This is a genomic window from Glutamicibacter arilaitensis Re117, from assembly GCF_000197735.1.
GTDB lineage: Bacteria > Actinomycetota > Actinomycetes > Actinomycetales > Micrococcaceae > Glutamicibacter > Glutamicibacter arilaitensis.
Genome location: NC_014550.1, coordinates 1,595,942 through 1,618,052, shown reverse-complemented (window position 1 = coordinate 1,618,052; position 22,111 = coordinate 1,595,942). Strand labels below are relative to the sequence as shown.

The window sequence follows — 22,111 nt, the reverse complement described above, 5'->3', positions numbered from 1 at the left end:
GTTCATCTCAAATTATGAGATAAAGATGTTTTCTGGCGACTATTTCCACCCTGGGCATGAGGCAAAACCCTCACTGATGCCTATAGCCTTAGATCAACAGATTCTTTGCATTGCAATATGGATCCATAAGTACCGACACGTCGAATTGCAGGAGCACTTGATCTTTGCCAATCCCCACCGTCGAATTGACGGTTGGATCCGCGAGAATCCCGGACGCGTAGATTTCATCGCTGGACTTCTATACACGCTGTTTTGCATTCCAGCGGCTCTCGGCCTTGCTTCTTCGATGTCGACGCCGGCAGTCTTGTCCATCTTGACGCTCTCCCTGGTGCAGTCCGCCCCGCTAATGGCGCGTCGTCGATATCCTTGGGCTGTCACTTTGGTGGTTGCCTTGGGGCATCTGCTGCAGCTCGGCTTTGACGGACTGATCTTGTTCTCGCAAGTCTCCGTACCGATCATGGTTTACACCATGGCGGTCTATGGAAAACGATGGCAATCGTTCTTCACCTTGGGGCTGGGTTTGTTCGGAGCTTTATTGGCGACGTTCAGCATGTTCTCGGCAGCAGGCAATTCCCCATACCCACAGTCAATTTTCACCTTCGACATGATGATCTCCTTCGTAGGACTTGCACTAGTCGTCACCCTCTCATGGACTTTTGGAGATCTAGCGCGCACGCGGAGGCTGGCAATGAAGTCCCTGAGAGAACATGCCGAACGGCTTGAAAAGGAACGCCTTATCGAGCGAGCTTTGGCCGCTTCCGACGAAAGAAATCATATTGCGCGCGAAATGCATGACATCGTGGCACACTCGCTTTCGGTGATTATCACGCAAGCCAATGGGGCACGTTATGCGGCTGCCAAGGATCCCCAGATTGCCATTGAGACGTTGAAGACTGTCTCAGATACCGGCCGCGCATCGCTGAAGGAAATGCGCAGATTGCTCGGTGTACTGCGCAAGGATGAGGAATTGGACAACCGGCCGCTTCCGTCACTGGCGAATGTCTCTGAACTAGTAGAAAGTGCCATGGTCTCCGGATTGAACGTACAGTTCGAGATCACAGGTACCCCACGCAAAGAACTGCCCGCGGGCGCAGAACTCACGATTTATCGCTGTGTCCAAGAGTCGCTGACGAATGTCATCAAACACGCTGGGCCAGAGGCTAAAGCGCAAGTACAGCTTGAATGGACATCTCGCGGCTTGAATCTAAGTGTCATCGATGATGGCCGCGGTGCCGGTTCCGTTGTCATTGAAGGCGCCGGCCAGGGCCTGCTGGGAATGCGAGAACGAGTAGCTTTATATGAGGGTAGTTGCAGTGCGCTCCCCCAGTCCGGTGGCGGATTCGCCGTTTCAGTCTCAATACCTTACTCCGAGGACTAATACACAATGCCTAACACCGAAACCATCAAAGTCGCTCTGGTTGATGATCAACTATTAGTTCGCAGTGGCTTCAGAATGCTCATCAATTCACAAGATGACATGGAAGTCATCGTTGAAGCCGGCAATGGGCGTGATGCCTTGGCAGCACCGTTGATGTCCCAGGCAGACGTCATCCTGATGGACGTTCGCATGCCGGAAATGGATGGGATTGAAGCTACTGAACGCCTACTGGATCCTGAGAAGAAAGCCGCCGATGGCCCTAAGATCATCGTGCTAACAACTTTCGACATGGATGAATACGCACTGAGGGCCATACAAGCCGGAGCTAGTGGCTTCCTGCTTAAGGATGCTCCCCCAGAAGAACTATTGGAGTCCGTGCGTACCGTCAACCGTGGAGATGCAGTCATCGCTCCTTCGACAACTCGGCGATTGCTGGATCATATGACACCAATGCTCAAGAAGAATGCAGCGCAGCACGACGAACATCTAATTGCTGCCGTCGAATCCCTGACTCCCCGTGAGCGGGAAGTCTTCGGCTTGATCGCGGTAGGCTTATCCAACCCGGAAATCGCGGAAAAACTGTTCTTGTCAGAAGCTACCGTTAAAACCCATGTGGGACACATTCTGGCAAAATTAGAAGCTCGCGACCGGGTCCAAGCGGTAGTTATTGCGTATCAAACTGGAGTAGTCACTGCCTAGCCAGATAAAAAATGAGGTGTCCTGCTCGATATTAAATCGAGCAGGACACCTCATCTGTAAAGGAAGACTTTACTTCTCTTCTTCGTAGCGTGGGAACACCGGCGAAGGAACAGGTAGCTCCGTTCCCGGAACAAGTGCGCTGTCGAAGGATTCAAAGTTGCGTGCCGAACCTTCACCGACGGCCAATGCGTTGAGCATGGACGTCATTGCCTGCGGCAATACAGGCTGAAGCAGCAACGCTACCTTGCGGACAATTTCAATGGTCACATACAAGACCGTAGCCATACGCTCTGGGTCGGTCTTCTTCAGCTTCCATGGTTCCTGCTCAGCGAAATAGGCATTCGTGTCGCCCAGAACATGCCACACAGCTTCTAGTGCCTTGCTGAATTCCTGACGCGAGTATGCCTCACGGTTGATCTCCAGCAGCTGGCCAGCGGCATCCAAGATCGCGTTGTCGGCCTCCGACAATTCGGCGGGGGTCGGAACTACTCCCCCGCAGTTCTTGGCAACCATCGACAACGAACGCTGAGCAAGGTTACCGAAGTTATTGGCCAGGTCGCCGTTAATACGGGCAACAATGGTTTCATGGTTGTAGTTTCCATCTGCACCGAAAGGCACTTCGCGAAGGAAGAAGTAACGCACCTGGTCCAAACCATAACGGTTTACGAAATCGTCAGGCGACACCGTGTTGCCAAGTGACTTGGACATCTTCACGCCGTTGTTATGCAGGAAACCGTGGATCATGACGCGCTTGGGCAAAGGCAGCTTCGCGGACATGAGGAACGCAGGCCAGTAAATTGCGTGGAAACGCGAAATATCTTTACCAATGACATGAACGTCGGCCGGCCAGTACTTCTTGAAGGAAGCAGAGTCAACATCCGGGAAACCAACACCAGTCAGGTAATTGGTCAAGGCATCTACCCACACGTACATGACGTGCTTTTCATTGCCAGGAACTGGGATTCCCCAGTCGAAGGTCGTACGGGAGATGGAAAGGTCCGTCAATCCACTTTCCACAAACCGAACTACTTCGTTGAAGCGCGAACGTGGTGCACCGAATTCAGGGTTGTCCCGGTAGTAATCCAGCAACTTGTCCTGGTACTTCGACAGCCGGAAGAAGTAAGACTCTTCTTCAGTCCAAGTAACCTCGGTATCGGTTTCAGCGGCATAGCGGATGCCATCTTCACGAACTTCGGTTTGTTCCTCGGTGTAGAATGCTTCATCACGTACGGAGTACCAGCCAGCGTACTTATCAAGATAGATGTCATCGTTGGCCTCCATGCGGCGCCAGAGCTCTTGGGCGGCTGCGTGGTGGTCTGCATCGGTAGTGCGGATGAACCGGTCATAGCTGGTGCCCAGCTCGTCGTTCATGCTCTGGAACGCATCCGAGTTGCGCTGCGCTAGCTGGGCTGGAGTGATCTCGAGCTTTTCAGCCGTCTGCATCATCTTCTGCCCATGCTCATCGGTACCGGTCATGAAGAATACGTCATAACCGTCGAGGCGCTTGAAACGAGCCATAACGTCGGTGGCCACTACCTCATAGGCGTGCCCGATATGCGGAGTGCCGTTCGGGTAGGAAATGGCCGTGGTGATGTAAAAAGGTTTCTGCTGAGAAGTCACGAGTTAAATTTACCTTAGCTTGCGTCTGATAGCGGATTTATGGATGCTACTGACTCGTCACATGATCCGGTCCAGATACTCCCAGAACGCACCGCGAAGCGTACGGCGGATGGTCTGCTGATCAGTTTTCCACTCCCCTAATACTTGCGCGCAATCCTTAAGCAGAGTCCTGTCGATTTCAGGCGGCAGTTGTGGTTTATCAGCTACCAAATCAAGAACATCTGACTGAGTAGTGAAGGCAAGCCAGGATTCAGCTACCTTTGCACCAATTTCTTCAGCAACTTTCAGCTCTTTTTGTTCATAGGCAGCCGAACCTTGGTAGCCCGAACCTTCGCCACCGCTGGAATATACAACTGACGGCTCTGATTCACGGTCTGGAATTGGTTTACTAACAGGCTTCTGCGCCATGACAGCAGGCGTGGGAACCAACGGCTTACCCGTTGGCTTTAATTGATCCGCCGTAGAAGCATTAGCGATCAAGGAAGTTTTCGCCGAATGGTTCTTATCCCATTCGAGGACCTTGGTAAACGCACTATCCAGCAGCTGATCAGAAATAGTCTCAATGTAGTCAGCAGTCAAAGCCAGATGTTCGGCAACTGAAGCAACACCAAGACGACTATCGGATTTAGCCACGCCTAGAAGCACTACTTTCATCCCTAAGTCTTGTGCTTCTTCAACGGCCTCAGCTAGATCGTCATCACCTGAAACCAGGTAGGCAATTGAAGCCGACCTGTTGCGGGCTACTCCTACCAGGTCCAAGGCCAGTCTAAGATCAACTCCTTTTTGCTCACCGTTGTAGGAGATACGGCCTAAACGGACCTTAACACCAGGTATCAGGCCAATACGCTTATGCTGCTCAGTAAATAGGCCATCTTTCGAAGCGTCGTACCAATAAACACGAAGATTATTCAGACCAGTATTTTTCTTGACTGTCTGCACGATTCCACGCACCAGCGACTCATAATGTGTTGTAAATGCTGAGCGTAAGGTTGTTCCGGCTGCACGATGACCGCCTAGTGAGAGTAGAAATCCGGCGTCAATAAATATTGCTGTTTGATTCATCATGATTCGATCGTACTGATAAAACGACGCAAACCATATTGGTTGCGGGTACCGCGTATGGCACCAGGCGAGTTAAACTTCAAAAGACCAGCTCAACGGACGTTGAACTGGTCTTTTGAATTTGTACTAGATGCTGGTTGCGCGCATCATGTCTTCTGGATCCGAAAGCTTGGAGTCGAATTCCTCAATGCGGGAACCTACACCAAGCAATTCTGCGATTGCAGCCACGGTACGCTCGGAGGCTTTGCCGTCACCGTAAGGGTTAACAGCGTTAGCCATCTCGTTGTAAGCAGCTTCATCATGCAAGAGCTCGGTTACCGAATCGAAAATGCGCTTCTCATCGGTGCCGATCAGTCGTACGGTACCAGCAGTCACAGCTTCAGGACGCTCGGTGTTCAGACGCATCACGAGAACCGGCTTGCCAAGGCTTGGCGCCTCTTCCTGCACTCCACCGGAGTCAGTCAACACAACGCTGGATGCATCGATGATACGAGTGAATTCGCCGTAAGCCAATGGCTCGGTAAGCGTTACGTTCGACAGTCCGTCAATCTCCGGAAGCAAGGCTTCGCGAACAGCAGGGTTGCGGTGCAACGGCAAGATGAATTCAACGTCGGGCTCAGCCTTGGACAGCTTCGCTAGTGCACGGCCGATGCCGCGCATAGGTTCACCCTGGTTTTCGCGACGGTGAGTCGTAACCAGAACGATTCGCTTCCCCGAAGAAACAAGTTCTTCCAGCTTGGCGTCCGAGAAAGGAACCTTCTTTTCGACAACCGTCAACAGCGCATCAATCACGGAGTTGCCGGTGATGACGATGTCACTGCTCTTGAACGTTTCGCGCTCGAGATTTCGCTTGCTCAACCAAGTTGGCGCAAGGTGCAGGCTAGCAATCTGACTGGTCAGCTTACGGTTGGCTTCCTCCGGGAACGGAGAGAAGATGTCGTAGCTGCGAAGTCCGGCTTCCGCGTGAACCACTGGGATACCACGGTAGAATGCAGCAATAGCGCCAGCAGTCGAGGTCGTGGTGTCGCCCTGGACGACGACTGCATCCGGCTTTTCCTTCTCAAAAATCTCATCCAACCCAGCGATGGTCTTGGTGAGCAGACCGTTCAGAGTCTGGCGAGGCTGGATAACGTCCAAGTCATAGTCCGGCGTAATGCCAAAGAGTTCGTTGACCTGATCCAGCATTTCGCGGTGTTGTCCAGTAACAACAACTACGCACTCAAACTCGTCAGCTTCTTTCAAAGCCTTGACGATCGGCGCAACCTTGATGGCCTCGGGACGAGTGCCATAGATTGGCATGATCTTCTTCATAGACATAAACCTTGTCAGCTCGGAAATTAACGCCAGAGACCGCGGGTGTCGATGACTTCCTTACCGGCCAGCGCGGTAGCTGGTACAGCCTTGAACTGATCGTGGTCGACCAGCAAAGTGATTACGCTTGCCGACTCTAGACCTTCCTCTGTGGATACGAGCTTCAGGTTGTCGATGCCTGCAAGATTCTTAGGCAATGCGTCAACATGTGGCTCGACTGCCAAGAATTCAATGCTTGGGTTGCTCTCAGCCAGCTTACGGGCAATAGCGATCGATGGCGATTCACGCATGTCATCGATGTTGGCCTTGAAAGCCAAACCGAGAACGGCAACCTTACCGTTGAACGAAGGAGCCTTGGTAGCTTCTACAACCTTGTCGATAACCCAGTTTGGCTTGGCATCGTTGGTGTTGCGAGCCATGCGGATCAACTTGGATTCTTCAGGAGCCGCCGAAACGATGAACCATGGATCAACTGCAATGCAGTGACCGCCTACGCCTGGACCAGGCTGGAGAATGTTCACACGTGGGTGACGGTTTGCAAGGGAGATCAATTCCCATACGTCAATACCCAGCTTGTCAGAGATAACCGACAATTCGTTGGCAAAGGCGATGTTCACGTCGCGGAAAGAGTTTTCAACGAGCTTCGCCATTTCGGCGGTTACGGCATCCGTGGTCAGGATGGCTGCCTGGCAGAAAGTCTCATAAAGAGCCTTTGCCTTGTCTGCAGCTTCAGGGGTGATGCCGCCAACGATACGGTCATTGGTAACCAGTTCTTCCATGACGTAGCCAGGAAGTACGCGTTCTGGGCAGTGTGCTACAAGCAGGCTTTCCTTGTTCAGGTCAGGGCGCTTGTTCAGCAGGTAGTCGAAGAGGTGCTGGGTTGCACCTGGAGGCGAAGTCGACTCGAGGATAACCAGTTCGCCGCCCTTCAGCTTTGGAGCGATACCCTCAGCGGCTGCCTCGATGTAAGACAGGTCAGCGGTGTAGTCATCGTTGAATGGAGTGGGAACGGCTACGATGTACGCTTCAGCTTCTGGGGTATCGAAGCTTGCAGACAGAGTGCCCGCAGCTACAGCAGCGGATACGAACTCGCCCAACGCTGGTTCCACAAACGGTACTTCGCCCTTGTTGACGGCTTCTACAGTGCGAGGAGTTACATCTACGCCTTTTACGGTAATGCCCTTCGAGGCAAGAATTGCCGCGGTTGGCAATCCGATGTAACCCAAACCGATTACGGCGACTTCTTTAATGTTGTTCACTAAAGTGACTTTCCTTCTGGTACGAGCGTTTTCCCTACGAAAGGGCCTGCAAACTGATCCTATAGCCAAGAAAACTAAGGATTAGCCTCAAGAATCATATCTCATGCCTGTGAACAGGGACAGTCTCATTGTCACAGCGCTTTATTTATTACTCGCTCGTAAACTTCGACAATGTGGTGAGCGTTTTGGTCCCAGGTTCTGTTGGCTAACACAAATTCTCGTCCTGACTTGCCCATGAGCTCTGCATTTTCAGGATTAAGGATTAACTTCTCGATTGCCTCAGCCCACTCGGAAACATCTTCCGCTGCAATCAAGTGGCCGCTCTCACCATCGGTGATTAATTCGCTCAAGGCCGGGAGATTCGAGGCCAAAACGGGCACGCTGGAGGCCATGGCTTCGACAGGCTTCAGTGGTGTGACCGATCGGGTTACCGCTGAATCCACGCGTGGTACGACAAACGCATTCAGCGATGCGTGGTAAAGATGCGCAACTTCACGGGCAACGCGTCCTGGGAATTCACAGCGAGATTCGATGCCAAGCGTCTTAGCGAGTCGGATCAAGTTTTCTCTATCCGTGCCGTCTCCTACGATCAGTAAACGAAGATTAGAATGTTCGCTTGCCAGCTTCGCAATTGCTTCGACGACCGTGGACAGCCCTTCATATGGGACCAAGCTACTGACGGTGCCTACATATATTGCTTTTGAATCCAGACCGAGCTGTCCTCGCGCATCTTCTCGATTGACAGGAAGTTGAAGGAACTCTTCTCCAATCCCATTGGGCAATAACGAGATCTTGGACTCGTCGACACCCGCAAGCACTAAATTCTGCTTCATCTCGTTTCCAAGCGTGAATACGTAGTCCGCATGCCGCGCCACATCAGCCTCTCGCTCCACAAAAAGCCGATATCGTTCAGAGCTTCTTGAATCTTCTGGCCGTGTCGAGAGCCACGTATCAGCTAATTGCCCACGAACTTCGTAGATCCATGGAGTTCCTGTCGCTTCGGCAACGGCCCGAACCGCTAGTGCATTGGAGAAGTCAGTGGTCGTATGCAGTACATCCGGACGATCATTAAGCACCCTAGCCAGGAGATCATCCGCTTGTTGTTGGACTCTGCCGGCGAAATCGTGTTTTGCGGGGAACGGCAAGCAACGTTCGTAAGTAATTCCGGAGACTACATCGGATTTGCCTGCGGTTAGCTTACCGATGTTAATCGGATAGTTAACCCTAGTTAGCGCTTTGACGTTCCACTTTTTGCCAGACAACGACTTTAGAATCGACTGCGTGCGCTGAGCGTACCCGCTTCCCGTGTGGGGCAGCGAATTAGTCGCTACGTATAAGACACTCCGAAATTCACTCGATGTGGACTTACTTTGTGCTTGGGCTGAGATTGTTGGTGCCAGACCTTGGAAGGTCGCCAGTTCTGATCGGTAGTGACTGAGTTGCCTGCCGCGGCCGATCAGCTCCAAAATCTCGATCGCATTCGTCATGTGTCCCAATGACCACATTAAGCGTGCCTTTGCTCTGATCTTCCGACTCGATTTGGAATCACCGTCGAGCAACATGCCTGCCAGGTGCCATTCGCCTGAAGCAATACATAGATTCGCCAAGAAAACGGAATATGGCAATTCTGTTTCCATGCCGAGCCATTCTCCGCACGCAGCTCGCAATCCGCTGCTGTCATCGTTGAGCATCGCACCCAGCGCTCGCTGCTCTACAGGTGCACTGTTTCTATCCAGATAGCTGGTCACGAGGCGAATAACTGGATTTCCACGGAATCGACGACCAATCTGCAAAGCAAAATAAGTCGGATCGTCGGCAATATTTGAAATAACCAGATTAGCCGTGTTGATTGCGTTCGGAATAACTTTCAGATTCAACAGACTTGCTCTATCTCTTGGACTTCGATTCAATAACTTCGCTCAGGATACTGGCGTACTCACGGCCAGACTTGCGTAATGAGCCATTTTCTAGAACCCATGCTGTCCCTCGACGTTCTGTGCGCAAAAATTCCGGATTCGCAGCCATCTGATTAATGTACTCGACCAGCGCTGGGACACTTTGCTCTACTACAATACCCGCTTCTGAAGCTCTGATAATCCCGGCGGCTTCCCCTTGCACTAGCCCTGTCACGTGCTGATTGAGGTATAGAAGCTCGTATAGCTTCGAAGGCACCGTGTATTTGAAACTCGGCCAGTCAGACCGAAGTGAGACCAGACACGTATCCGCCCAAGAATAATTTTCTAACACTTCTCGCCCATACACGGGATCAAGAAACTCTGCGTTGATGCCAAGCGTTTCGGCCATTTCAACCAGCTTATTTTTTTCAGTCCCCTGCCCGACCACGCGTAGATAAACATTATCCGGGACTTGTGTCATAGCACGAATGACGGTTTCCAGACCCTGGCTGCGTCCAATATTTCCAAGATAAAGAATATGAAATTCGTCGTTATGTGCGCGCGGGGTTATTGGGAGACTGGCCCGTTCAGTTTCAACGCCATTAGAAATAGTCGCGACATTCTTAGCTCCATTGCTCTGCATCTTCTCAGCTAGACCATGGGTAACGGTTATCAGCATGTCACTTCTATTCACCACAAAACTGATAAATTTCGATATGAGCGGTTCCAGCCACCGCAGTTTCAGGACTTGCGATTCGCTCAGTAAGTCGGGCCAGGCATCACGCAAATCAACAACAAACGGGACTCTCCGCAATTGACTTGCGATGTAACCGACAATAAGTGTTGGAATCGCGGGCACAGTAGCAACGATTACGTCAGGCTTTTGTCCAAGGAAGGCGGCAGGGACACTGATTATGGCATCCACTCCGTGCTTTACCACTTTTCCCAGCATCGTCCGAGAACGCCGCATCGAGGGGTAATTTTGCAGCTTCACACGATCATTACTGAGCAGAAGACGTTGGCTCTCTGTCGCAATTCGATCTGATTTCGGAGTCACTACTGTGACCCTGTGTCCCAATTGGGCTAACTCGTCAGCGATAATAGACCAGCGTCGCTGAGGTGGCGAGATTTCAGGGGTAAACGAGTGCGTAAGAAGCATGATTCTCATCGATTACACCCTTTCGTCCTTGCTCGAACTATCTGCACTATCATGCTCTCTTAGAAAAACACGTGGTTTTCATTGCGCCCAAACCACTGAATACTCCCCGTAGCAGTAAGCTCAGCGTCGCTCAAGTCCCATGTATGAGACTGTCCGTCGCTTCCGCGCATCTGAGTGAAGTTGAATCGGTCGCTTGAATAGATCGTCCCACCACGTTCAACAATGTCTTTCAGGAATCGCGTATCTTCTCCACGGTTCCGAGTTTTAAATGGCGTTTCCTTGAAAACGGAAGCATGCCCCAACATCGTTGGACCCATGACAAGGTCAGTGAAACGATGTTCTCGCTCCGCAAACCGGAGCAATGTCGCGTTTGAATCAGCCAGATACATATAGTGTGCTTGCTTTCCAACCACGGATGCACCGCTGAATCGTAATGATGCTACTTGATCAAAGAGGTAATGCTCTCCGTACAGGTCATCATCGTCCATTTTGGTGATGAAATCACCTGAGGCTTCGGATACAGCAGCATTAAGGCAGTCACCTAATGTGCTTTGCTCTCCCAATTCCAGGACTCGGTACTCAGATATTCCTGCTTCACGAGCATATGAAGCTAATTCATTGTAATCAGGCGTGAACTTGTGAGTAACAAGGATCAGCTCAACATTAACGTCTCTTTGCTTTCCTACAGTTTTAAATATGTGGTGCAACTGATGCGGACGTATCGTGGATACGATCGCGGTGACGTTGGGTGTAGAGGTCATCCTCAACGGCTGGTTATCAGAATTTTGTAGCCCAACTTGCTGCTCAATCTGAATAGCACGATGCGCATAGGTATGATTCTGCCAAATCCGGCGTTGCCCCATATGGACCATGCGATCACGAAGTTCTGGACTTCGTACTAAGCTACGGATTGCGTCCGAGGCCTCTTTCCTATTGGATACCTGAAGAACTTCAGAAGCAGAAAAGAAATTTTCTATTGCAGCGCTTGGCGCAGAAACTACTGGAGTACCTGCCGCGGTGATCTCGAAGATGCGACGAGCGCACATACTTGGGGAATCGACAACGGAATTCACGTTTAGGAACACCTTGTAGTACTTATACGCAGAAAGCATCTTCTCGTAATCCAGTGAGCCCACGACATTCTTGTCATACGGCGCTGGGAACTGATATTTCTTATCCCCGCCATGCTGCCGGGAAAAGATGTCAAGCCCTGTCGACAAACGTGAGGAAATATCGCTCGCTCCCCCCAGGACTATGTCCATCTGTTCCTTACGCTCGGGGTATTTGTCGGCGAAGTACATACCGGCGAAGGCAACGTCTCGACGTTCTTGGTTCAAGGGACGGACGGGGTTATGGAACTCAGGTTGGGCGGCGAAACTCAGAGCTGACACGCGGTCGTGACCCAGTTCTTTGCGATACTCGGGGATTAATCTTGAATCAGAAGTAAAGACATGTTCGAAGAGCTTTGCTGTCTCCAGAAAATCAGCAAAATGCGGTGGATCCTCTTTATTCCAAAAGACAGTAGGTATCGAAAGCTGTTTGAAGCCTTCCACCATCTCAACAAATGCAGGCCGGGGCGCCGTTGGTCCTGTCAAATGATACTGCCAAGATTTTTTATTTCCTGCCCAGGCAGATTCTACAAAGAGTAAATCGAATTTCTGGCTTTTCAGATCTTGCTTCCACGATTCAGGAGTAATGAATGTGCAGTTCCATTCTGGAGCCCATGCTTTTGCACTGAAATCATCCAAAATTACTGCAACATTTGTTACAGGTACAGGTCGGTGGCGGTCTTCGGAGACCATGACCGGGAATTGAAGACCTAGTTCATTTTCCAAAGAACTCGCACGAGAACCTCTGATCCCATTCGACCGAGCAGTATACGTCTCCCGCTCATACCATTCTCGCAGTTGAGAAATACCACCGGTTCTCAAATGCCATAATGCACGACGAAGTTCTATCGATGTAAGTTTCATGCCTCGTTGAAAATTCTCTCGGTTTTGAATCGGGTCAGACGCTAAGCAATGCAATGAGTTGCTGCAGAATTCTTAAGCAGGCATCTGCAGCAACTCTAAACTGCGGTTCGCACTATTACTCGCGTGCTAGCGAAATTCGCTTACCGTCATTCAACGACATGGGATCGCTTATTGCCGAACGCAGATTAGCAAGTAACGGCTGGAGGATTGCTAACGAATCCATATTACGCTCTTCAATGGCGTGAAGTGTTCGCTCATAATCCGCGATGCTCCTGCTCTCCAGAACGAAGCGCTTCATGAAGCCGAGTTGTCCCGTGGCCAAATACTGTATCGTGCCCTTTCCACCCTTGTATTCACTCTGTTCCCAAGTTCGATGAAGAAGCGCCAGGACATCTAACCGTTCAAGAACCATGAATTCGAAGGTCTCCTCACGTCGAGAAATCGAATTGAACCTCATGACCCGCATATAGTCCGCTTCGCCGACGTCTGCCGAAGATGTCACGAATATACCTGGCTTCCTTAGCAGCTGAGCCATGAAGGCCACGTCTTCCCCACTGCGTAACGATGAATCATAGGTGCATTCACGAGTCAGCCACGTTGGAAGGAGCTTAGCGCCGTTCATGCCCAAAGCACCTGCACGCTGTGCCAGAGGCAATAATCTTCCAGAAAGTTCAGTAACTCGCCTGTTTGTCGTCGTGTCGCGGACGATCTCGTTTGTCTCCTCATCGACATCCGACAGCCTTCCAAGCACAACAGTGTTGTTATCGGCACGCGAATAGAGGGAAAGCAAGTAGTTCGGTTCCAGATAATCATCATCGTCGACAAAGGTTATGTACTGCCTCGACGCGTTTGCTATACCTAGGTTGCGTGCTTTGGCAACACCCGCTTCTTCTACAGGAAGAATCTTTAACGAAATGTCAGGATGCTCTCCGCTCCAAGCTCTCAGTAAATCTTGAGTTCCATCATCGGGACCATTAGGAACGACGACCAGTTCCAGCAAAGAGAACGGTAGCCGCTGCTTCAAAATGGTGCTCAATAACCGCGGCAGTCGCGCGGCACCATTGTATGTAGCAACTACAATCGAGACGCCAGAATCGCTGAACTCTGACAAACTAGCCGATTTCAAACTTTTTTGGTTTGTTCGCCTTGCCCGCGATACCACGCTTTCGTGACCATTTGCCGACGTAATAGTGATCGATTGAGCACTGTCAGCTCCCGTTTCGACCACAATCCTCTGCGCATCAGAAACGCGATACAAAGCAACGAGATCACGTTTGAGCCCATCATCCAAAATTACAGAGTCTTTAACTACGATTTCCGGCTTGAACTGCGTGGTAGTGTCAGCATTTACCGTCAACCGTTGGCCAAATGGTTTCGATGTTTCACCTCGTGGGTGAATTACGGGAAAACCGGCTGTGCGGAGAACAGATACAGCGAAATCAAGTCCACTGCGACCTTGGCTGAGCTCCACGCAATTCGCCCACAAAGACGCAAGTCCGTCTTCTTGTTTTCCGGTAGCTTCATACCGAAGCACGGCGTCGTGGTCGCCAATTTGCGAAGAGTCCACCCAGCTTAGACCGGAAGTCCAAGCAGGTACTACAGGGCGACCGGCAACCAATCCGTCTTCCAATGATGCTGGATATAGACTTCCGTCTTCGCAGGGCGTGATCGGCTTGATGTTTCGTGACGGGATGCTCGGAATGATTGCTGTTCGTCTACCACCAGAGATGTTTGCAGCCATTTGATTGGAGTTCGGATTCAAGCGCATGTACGAAATGAGCGACTTGCGATCATTTGATACAACTACATCGCATTTCCGAGCTATTTCTTTACCAAGACCGAGCGCCTCTGGATCGTTATGGGAGATGAAGACTGATCGGGCGCCCATAACCCGTGAATGCAGTATCGACTTTTGAATCTGTTGTAAATTCGTGGTATCTGCGAAATTGGCTGATTTTTCATATGCAGGAGGCGCAACGTTACCACTTGCCAATTCAAGCACAAAAACGTCAGGAGCTGTGTCAAGTACTTGTAGTACGTTGTCACTTGTGCAGACTTCAACATGCGCCACGATAGACAAAGTGTCGACACTCGTGCCGTCACCAGCATAAGCAATGGAGAGCTTATTCTGCGTTCCCTGCGGCCTAATGCCCTTTTGGGCAATCACTGATTCGAGGTTTTCAACCGAAATAGAATCAAATACCGGAATCTTGTGTTTCAGAGACGCCAGAACCACATTATGGTCCTGGGAATTAAGTATTGCATCCGTGTTCTCCAAGATCGCTTGGTAGATCTCATGAACTGGATCGTCATTACGAATCTCATCAAACGCACTAAAGAACTCGGCAGCATCCGTGCTCGCTGAGGGTGCCCAAATGAAAGGAATACCTACTCGACGTGCCGCGACTAACGTGGCCAACGACTCAAAGAACCCGCCGTTAGCTACAGCTACGCGCGCAGAAGTATCTCTGAAAATACTAGCGATTTCCGATGCCGCCTGAACTAAGTAATAGTTGCTGCGCAAGGTCCCATCGTATTTGACTAGATAGTCCTTTGAAACCGCGGAGGCATTCGACAAATCGTTGTCGTGGCTTAGCTCGATTCCTGGTACGGGAAGTTTAATGCCGATTGACTTTGTGTCTAGCCCCTCAACGGCAGACTTTAATATTACTGCTCCGGCCTGCTCACTAGACACCACAACGGCGCGATCATTTCTTGGATGATAAACGCAACCGTCGACAGATTTAAGTAATACAGATTCGAGATTCATTGCCGTTTGGAACGTGCCACGAACCCAATGCTCCCATTGTTTCAACTCTCCAGTGTCATTTGCCGTCAGCTTGATGTTGGCATCCAGCAAAGAGATAGCAGTCGCGTAATCGCGAATCCTCCAGGCTTCGGAGACAGCGTTCAGTAAACTAGTCGCCGAACTATTGGATTCGTGCCGTTCGATCAGGGCTTCGAGGCTGGAATGAGGAGACGCAGAAGTGCCACGTGCTTCTACCTCCATGTCGGCCGTTGAATGAATTAACTCTATCCATTCGGACTTTACTGTGGATCTCGAATAACGAGCAGCAAAACTTTGTATTTCAAACGCACGCGTCTCATACGCCCCACAGTCCTCGATAGTACTGAGGATAAGTTGAGCTGCTTCAGTAACGTCAGATACAACATAGTCGGCAGGGAAGATCTCGTCTGCGCCATCTCGTTCCCAAACAACTGGCAATGCACCGCTTGCCATGCCTTCAACCGGAGCCAGATGGAAAGTTTCACGATAGCTCGGCGATAGCATCCAGCCGATTTTCCTGAACCATCCAGCCATGTCCGGGCCGAAAGACTCGAACGAGATGTGAGTACGTAAATTCTCATCCGTTGCTATACGAGAGTAGAAATCGCGATAAGCGGCTTGATGAGCAGGTTTTTTCCATTCCCACTGATAGTTCCATGGTTCATGCCCCCGCATATGGAGGACGAACCGATCATCGTGTTTCAGCAGTTCTTCGAGCAAATCCAAGGCGCGATCAGGCCGCTTCAAAATTGGTACGTACCCTGCCATCCCAAGATGGAATTCTGCACCGGGCAACTTCTGTCGCGATAAGTCGCCAAAGTCAACTGTATTCGAAATGACAGAAGTTTTGGATTCGTCCCAACCCTTCGTTTCGATCGCTTTACGACGGTAGAATTCGGAGACGAAGACAATTTGATCAACGTTGTCGATTGCAAGTTGATCAATCCATGGCTGAAGCAATTCATAGCCATGCATACGAACGATGAGTTTCTGGTTACGACGCTTATTCTGTGAATACCAGATGGCATTAAAGCTGGCGAACTCGCAAATAACGATATCCGCCCATTCGACAAACGGTGTGCTCTGAGTCGGGTCCGGATGGGAATTGTTTGCCCAGAGATCGATTTTAAGGTCGAAGTCGGGAGATTCGTTAAGTAACTCTACTAAGTCACCAGCAAATTTGAAATCGGCTCCAGCCAATACGACTTTTCGCGGAGCGGTCTCGTTGCCGTCAACGGATCGTCCGCCAACAGTGTCTAAATTAGCAGCGGCGATGACTCTGTTGGCATCTTCAAGTCGCTCAACGTCAATTGTCAGATGAGAAAGTTCGTCGGCTACCGAAATAGTTTCTGCGGGATTCCCATGGTCTAGTGACAAGAAGCGGTCAAGAGAAATTGGCACTACCCCATGACGGAGATATTCTCCGATGAGGAAGGACGAAAGCCATTCTTCTCCCGCAGTATTTGGAACGAGCCCAAGCGTAAGCTCACCGTCGAATCGTTCGTGACCTCGAAGTATCTTTAGGCCCGGAATTGCAGCAGCGACGGCAGTCGTCGGCGCATTTTGCAGTTCACCCCAAGTCTCCTCGGCACCATCAAATAAAAATTCGTAGGAGGAGCGACCAGACTTCGCTAATTCTGATAGCTCAGATAGCAGATCGATGTAATGAGCCGGTTGTGTCAGTCCAGGTAGGATTACGCGAGTGGCCGCTCCGAGCTCATAAGTCTTCTTTTTTAAAGCACTCGTATCAAGGTAGGCGTGTAAGGCCGGCAGGTACGTGCGGCCGTTCGCAGCGTTCGACGTATTTTCAAGGATCGATCGGCGTTCATCACTAAAAACAAAGACCTTGCGAGAGCCTCGATACAAAGCATCGACAATAGTTGGATTAGTCCATGCAGATCGATCAATTGACTCGGTTGGATCGTCAACAACTGACCAGAATTTATTGGACAAGGCTTGTCCACCCGCAACTCGACGGCTCAGTGTCCAGCCGAATCCGATTACGATATCGTAGCGAGAATCCTTACCATGTTTGACGGCACGTTGAGCCAACTTACGAGAACGCTGATTATCAGATTCTCCTTCGATAGGCTTGTCAACAAGTAACTCTGCGTCCAACGAACGGTACTCAGCGGGGAGCAATTCAGCTCGTCCATCAACGTGCAACAATACAAGTTCAGCACCCATGTCTCGAAGAGAACTAAGCTGCGTCGAAACTAGCCGACGATAGACCTGGGGATTTGTCGATTCTTCGTCAATAACACAGAGAATTGTCTTCGCGGAAAGAGATTCATCCATATTGTTTCGGTTTAAGCTCATTTGTAGTTCTCCGATGCAAAGCGCGCTTCCACAAGACTCATAATTAAAGTGAAAGATTCGGAGATCTTTGCACCCTCTTCAAATTCTTCGGGATTGATAATGGGCATGACGACATCACTCGCGCTCTTGATTCTCGTTATGCCAAAAGGTTCTGTGGTTGCTGGTCGGTCCAAGAACCAAACCGGAATACCATTTTGCCGAGCTTTACGACACAACTCGTAAACCTCTTCCCGCAAAGTAGCCGCTGTCTCCGAAATTGCCCCGAACCAGGTCCCCTCATCGAAAGCTAAGCGATCAATAACGACGACACCTGCAAAATTCTCCGGCATTATATGATGACTGAGGCCTGGTGTAGCCGTCACAACTGTATAATCGCGCTCTTGAAGACTTTCGGACAGATAGCCACTAATCACACCGAAGAAATCCGTTTTCTGATTCAACCAGCTTTCACACCGGAGCGCACGCGGCAAAGTAAGGCCCAGAGAGTTGTGCGGCACCTGAGGAGTTGATGCGCGTCCAATCTTGGTAAGGACTTCGTTCAATCCGTTGTCGCTTGGAGGAGTTAAACCCATGACTATGCTCCTAGCTTTTCAATGATGATCCGGTGGAGTTCCCTTGTGATTGCTTGCACTTCACCAAGTGGTGTGTGGATCGTTGCTGGTTTGTGAGACAAACTGCTTCCGTCCTCCACAAAGGCCCAAGACTTTGCTGCGGAGCCCGCATAATCGCTCCATTTGGAAGGAAGATAGGGATTGACTTCGTGATGTTCACCGGAGCGCGCGTCGTTTACGAGCAGATAATCGAAGTTTTTCGTAATAGCCAAGAATTTCAAATAGGGCAATGAACCATTGAGCGTCACTTGATTCTCGATGCCATGTGCTCCCACACCGTTAATGGCTCTATCAACAAGGTCATTGTAGGCTTTGGCCGACATACCGCGTGGTCTGGAACCTGAGCCACTAACCGGAATGTAGTTTGTGAAAACATGCAAGCGGATTAAATGACGATATTCTGCAGGAAGCATACGAATCGCGGTAGTTATTTCAGTGAGACCTCGCGTAGCGTAGAATTCACCAAAATAGGCAAGATTAATTTTGGAGTTATCAACAGAGTAATCGACTTGTTCAGCTTCATAGAACTCGGATGGCAGCGTTGGGTGATTACTTACAAGTGACTTGGCCGCTACCCTTGCGCGCAGTGAATCGCTATAGATATGAGCAAGCATTGTAGTTTTCTGATGTTCGTTAGTAAACACGATTTCGTCTGCATGAGCGTACGCAATCAGTTCAGCCAAAGCAAAGATCGTTCGTTCGCTCATGGGAATCGGACCAAATGATTCTTCGATAGGTTTGACCAGGTCAGTTACAAAATCATCATCCAGCGGAGCACCACCACGTGGCAACCCCTCAACATCCAACGACAATGGATCGGAGAACTCTGCCACCCATTTCAACGTCGGATTGGCTTTCTTCAGTAACAGCCCAGCGTAGTGCGAAGGCGCCCACATTGCACGGGTATAGAGATACTCATACTTCTTACCTGAGTCAATGTTCTTCTGCGCGATCCTACTGGATTTCAAGGCATAAGCTTTAAAGGCACTCCAAGTTGCCCAGGAGGGAACCATTGGCAAAAACTGCTTGCTGGCTACATAAGGCGCGGCTATGCGATCAATCGTGCTGTCGATTTTCTTCCTATGCGCGAAGCTACAAGCGATAACATCGTATGTGTCGCCGCTAGCTCGAATTCGTTTGGAAGCGACTACCGCGCCAGTGTCGGTGTATGGAGAAAAGTTGTATAGAACTGCCAACGCGTTCGATTCAGCTACTAATTGCGCCCAGTCAATCTCAAGGTTTGGTGCAGTTGCCATTAAGTCATTAAAGCGAATGCTGTCGTCTTTGCTCAGACGCGAACGAAAACTCTTAATTTCTTCGTATAGGCCCGATTCAATTGAGAGAAACACATGCGACGTGCTAGCTGTAACGAAGCGTCGAGCACGGCTAAGCGATCTGATATCCACAATGTATTTCTCGGCAGCTGCACGCACAGCCGTGGGACCCTCGGTGGCAAACACGATCGAATCATCGAAAGTATCAAGCCCGACCTTTTCGACTAGTGCAATAACTGAAGCACGGAGATAGATTTCTAGTGCTAGGAAACGATGTCGTACGCTCCAAGAATTCAAAGAAATCTCACTATAGTCTGCTGACCCTAAAGATAGATCCAGCGCAAAATTACCTGGCGTATTGAGAAATGAAGCAGCCTCAAGCGCTCGGGTGATTTCAGCGGCGTTATCTATTCCCCTTGACCCTCGGGAAGTACCCGATTCCTGGGGGGTGATCGTTCTTGAGATCTCATGATCAAGAATTCTAACGATAGGTGCGTTCATGTAGTGCTCTCCCTGAGTATCAAAACTGCCGAAAATTACGGCATATATTTAGTTGACTCGCAGTTAGTTCTGCTGTCCGCCTTTGAAATACGAATCAAGTTGAGCTTGAAGGAAGCGAATTTCTTCGACAGTTTTGATATGCAGTTCGCGCGCGACCGGACTCTGCTCACGCGACAACTTGTCAGCAATATCAACGAGTCGCTTTGACGCTTCATTCGTCGAAGCATCAGCGCTTGGTGCCGCTCCAAGACTCACACCACGAAGTTCCTGACGCACGACCGTACGAGTGTCATGAAGAGACTGTTTCTGACGTAGCAATGAACTAACCACTGTTGCTGCGAGGCCAACAGACAGAGCTAAGAGCGCAAAGCGCAAACTGAAAAGCGATACTACGCCTGCTGTCAAAAATAATGCGACGGCAGCTACAGGTGCTAGCTTTGCGGCGATTTTCACATACGAACTGCGTGACACGAAGTACTCCCAAAATGAGATTAGAGAATGGCTATCCAAGTATATCCATCATCTTGGGATGAGCGCCTAACTAAAACGCCAGAGCCGCTTCAATATAGTGGCTCTTCGAGTTTAAGCGTGGTGCAGGATGCTCAGCACGGCCGTAGCCCCGCCGTGTATAACAATATCCTGACCCGGTAATGACCATGATTCCGATAACCCCGACCGATCCGTTTCAAGTTCTTCGCCGTCAGGTTCGCCGCCTCGCTCCGAGCATTCGTCAACCGCGTACGAATGAACACCAGCAACTCGCGCCTCCACGCAGTCAGCGTCCGGAACAACGACTTCGCTTCCACCATTTTCGTTGTCTTCACCGATTTCTCCAGCACCGCCCACCTCGATTGAAAATCATGGATATCCCTGGTTTTCAACAGCTCCCGCACGTGTTCCTTAATCCCATAAATCACGCCCAGCTCAGGATCTGCTTCAAGGATCAACTTCAGCCGCTCAACTTGCCTAATCGACAAGTTCTCCAAATTGCAGGTCAACAGTTTCCGATACTTGTAGGCCGGATCAGCGGCCCTTCCTCGGCGCTGGAGCACCTCGTGGGAGCGACGCCGGCGCACCTGAGTAATCATGAGATTCGCCCGCTGAATGACATGAAAATGGTCCACGCTGATCTTTGCTTTCGGCAGGTTCTCCCGCACCGCTTTGCGGAACTCAGCAGACATGTCAATGGCCACGTACTGTACTCGTTGACGCCAGTACCGTGGCCGGGACTTCAACCACTTCTTCACCGCTGCACAGCGTCGTCCGTCCACAATATCTAGAATTTTTCCGGTATCCAGGTCGGTGAAGACAATAGACCACGGCTCAATACGGACCACTTTCCCGGTGCGGCCGCGTGCGTAGCGGACCTTACGAAAACGGTGCTCATCAATACCGAGGCGGCGGATGAACATGCGGTCCACGTTGCCTACAAGCTCACCGACCATGTTCACTCTTGCCATCACGGTTGGCCAGGAAACTTGGTACGCAGAAGCGACCCTGGACACGGCTCGCAGTTCGCAGCTCATCTCGTCCACGAGCTTTTGAGAGAGCCTGGTAGTGATTCTGGCCCTCAACGGTAGCTGTTCGGTGGTTTGCACGAACGAGCGGCGTTCGCAGGCGGTCTCTTGGCAGGCCATCCGGCGTTTACGCACCAGGACCTTAATGTCGTTGCCACCGGTTGGGAGGTCTTTGACCCGGTGCACTGGTCTGGCGTGGATGCGGGTGGTGATCACCCCACAAGTTGGACAGGCTGCCTCTGTGGCTTTGGGCTCGATAAGGACTTGTCGTCCGGCTGGTTCTTGGGTTGCGTCGATGACGCGGTAGTCAGTGAGGTTGAGAAGAATCGACGCAGCGTCGTTTCCACCGGTATCCTTAAACACGGCTCGTAGTTCCTTGCTGATGGTTTGTCTAGACAACATCCATTTTCGCAGAGGACTGCGGGCCTTACTTATTTTTCGGGCTCACCACGCTAAAACTTGAAGAGCCGCTTTGATCACCGCTTCGATATCAATCGGGACGAAGCTCGCGGACACAGCTCTGCGTCCATCGGTGAAGCAGCGCTCCAGGTCTTCATCACTGAGCTCTTTGAGCTGAGCTTGTGTGGTGAACCCTTGTTCGTCCAAAACCTGACGAGCTTTGGAAATCGTACGATGCGAACAATTCAGCAGCGTGTGCACCTGCCGGTAGGAACGCCCCTGCAAGAGCAGGAGCATGATTTTGCGGTAATCAGCCATGACGGGTGATTCCTTTCGACGGCCACGA

General features: G+C 50.7%; 15 protein-coding genes. 2 read left to right on the top strand and 13 right to left on the bottom strand.

The genetic code is table 11. The features are described from left to right. The first annotated feature begins 25 nt into the window (after positions 1-25). Together AARI_RS07800 and AARI_RS07795 are read left to right on the top strand one after the other, a co-directional pair. Entirely contained in the window at positions 26-1,378 is a 1,353-nt protein-coding gene (locus AARI_RS07800; protein ID WP_231849458.1) for a sensor histidine kinase, read from the top strand. A 6-nt stretch (positions 1,379-1,384) separates the two neighbouring features. Then, positions 1,385-2,077, top strand: a complete 693-nt coding sequence (locus AARI_RS07795; RefSeq protein ID WP_013348773.1) for a response regulator — start codon at positions 1,385-1,387, stop codon at positions 2,075-2,077. 69 nt (positions 2,078-2,146) lie between these two features. On the opposite strand, the gene metG is transcribed toward AARI_RS07795, so the two are convergent. The 13 genes from metG to AARI_RS07730 all read right to left on the bottom strand — a co-directional run bounded on the left by metG (position 2,147) and on the right by AARI_RS07730 (position 22,083). After that, complete coding sequence (gene metG / locus AARI_RS07790) at positions 2,147-3,697, bottom strand: methionine--tRNA ligase (RefSeq protein ID WP_013348772.1); 1,551 nt, start codon at positions 3,695-3,697, stop codon at positions 2,147-2,149. Positions 3,698-3,754: 57 nt separating this feature from the next. Next, positions 3,755-4,762 carry an NYN domain-containing protein gene (locus tag AARI_RS07785; RefSeq protein ID WP_013348771.1) on the bottom strand — a complete coding sequence of 336 codons (1,008 nt, stop codon included), beginning with the start codon at positions 4,760-4,762 and terminating at the stop codon, positions 3,755-3,757. Positions 4,763-4,885: 123 nt separating this feature from the next. After that, positions 4,886-6,070, bottom strand: coding sequence for a non-hydrolyzing UDP-N-acetylglucosamine 2-epimerase (gene wecB, locus AARI_RS07780; protein WP_013348770.1), 1,185 nt, complete (start codon positions 6,068-6,070; stop codon positions 4,886-4,888). Between the two features lie 26 nt (positions 6,071-6,096). Continuing rightward, on the bottom strand, positions 6,097-7,329 hold the full coding sequence (wecC, locus tag AARI_RS07775; protein ID WP_013348769.1) for a UDP-N-acetyl-D-mannosamine dehydrogenase: 1,233 nt from the start codon (positions 7,327-7,329) through the stop codon (positions 6,097-6,099). A gap of 131 nt (positions 7,330-7,460) precedes the next feature. Next, on the bottom strand, positions 7,461-9,206 hold the full coding sequence (locus AARI_RS07770; protein ID WP_013348768.1) for a glycosyltransferase family 4 protein: 1,746 nt from the start codon (positions 9,204-9,206) through the stop codon (positions 7,461-7,463). Between the two features lie 10 nt (positions 9,207-9,216). Beyond that, positions 9,217-10,383, bottom strand: a complete 1,167-nt coding sequence (locus AARI_RS07765) for a glycosyltransferase family 4 protein (RefSeq protein ID WP_269446616.1) — start codon at positions 10,381-10,383, stop codon at positions 9,217-9,219. 59 nt (positions 10,384-10,442) lie between these two features. After that, the gene (locus AARI_RS07760; protein WP_041648675.1) at positions 10,443-12,356 is read right to left on the bottom strand and encodes a glycosyltransferase family protein; all 1,914 of its coding nucleotides are present in this window, start codon (positions 12,354-12,356) and stop codon (positions 10,443-10,445) included. A gap of 115 nt (positions 12,357-12,471) precedes the next feature. Further along, positions 12,472-17,463, bottom strand: a complete 4,992-nt coding sequence (locus tag AARI_RS18565; protein WP_013348765.1) for a glycosyltransferase — start codon at positions 17,461-17,463, stop codon at positions 12,472-12,474. Then, the gene (locus AARI_RS07750; RefSeq protein WP_013348764.1) at positions 17,460-18,035 is read right to left on the bottom strand and encodes a hypothetical protein; all 576 of its coding nucleotides are present in this window, start codon (positions 18,033-18,035) and stop codon (positions 17,460-17,462) included. The genes AARI_RS18565 and AARI_RS07750 overlap by 4 nt, the downstream gene beginning before the upstream one ends. Before the next feature lie 2 nt (positions 18,036-18,037). Further along, positions 18,038-19,849 (bottom strand): glycosyltransferase family protein, encoded by a 1,812-nt coding sequence (locus AARI_RS07745; protein WP_013348763.1) that lies wholly within the window; start codon positions 19,847-19,849, stop codon positions 18,038-18,040. Between the two features lie 63 nt (positions 19,850-19,912). After that, a complete protein-coding gene (locus tag AARI_RS19635; RefSeq protein WP_013348762.1) occupies positions 19,913-20,320 on the bottom strand; it encodes a hypothetical protein in 408 nt (135 codons plus the stop codon). A gap of 131 nt (positions 20,321-20,451) precedes the next feature. Continuing rightward, positions 20,452-21,729, bottom strand: coding sequence for an ISL3-like element ISAar13 family transposase (locus tag AARI_RS07735; protein WP_013348761.1), 1,278 nt, complete (start codon positions 21,727-21,729; stop codon positions 20,452-20,454). A gap of 81 nt (positions 21,730-21,810) precedes the next feature. After that, positions 21,811-22,083 (bottom strand): helix-turn-helix domain-containing protein, encoded by a 273-nt coding sequence (locus tag AARI_RS07730; protein ID WP_041648670.1) that lies wholly within the window; start codon positions 22,081-22,083, stop codon positions 21,811-21,813. Between the last annotated feature and the right edge of the window lie 28 nt (positions 22,084-22,111).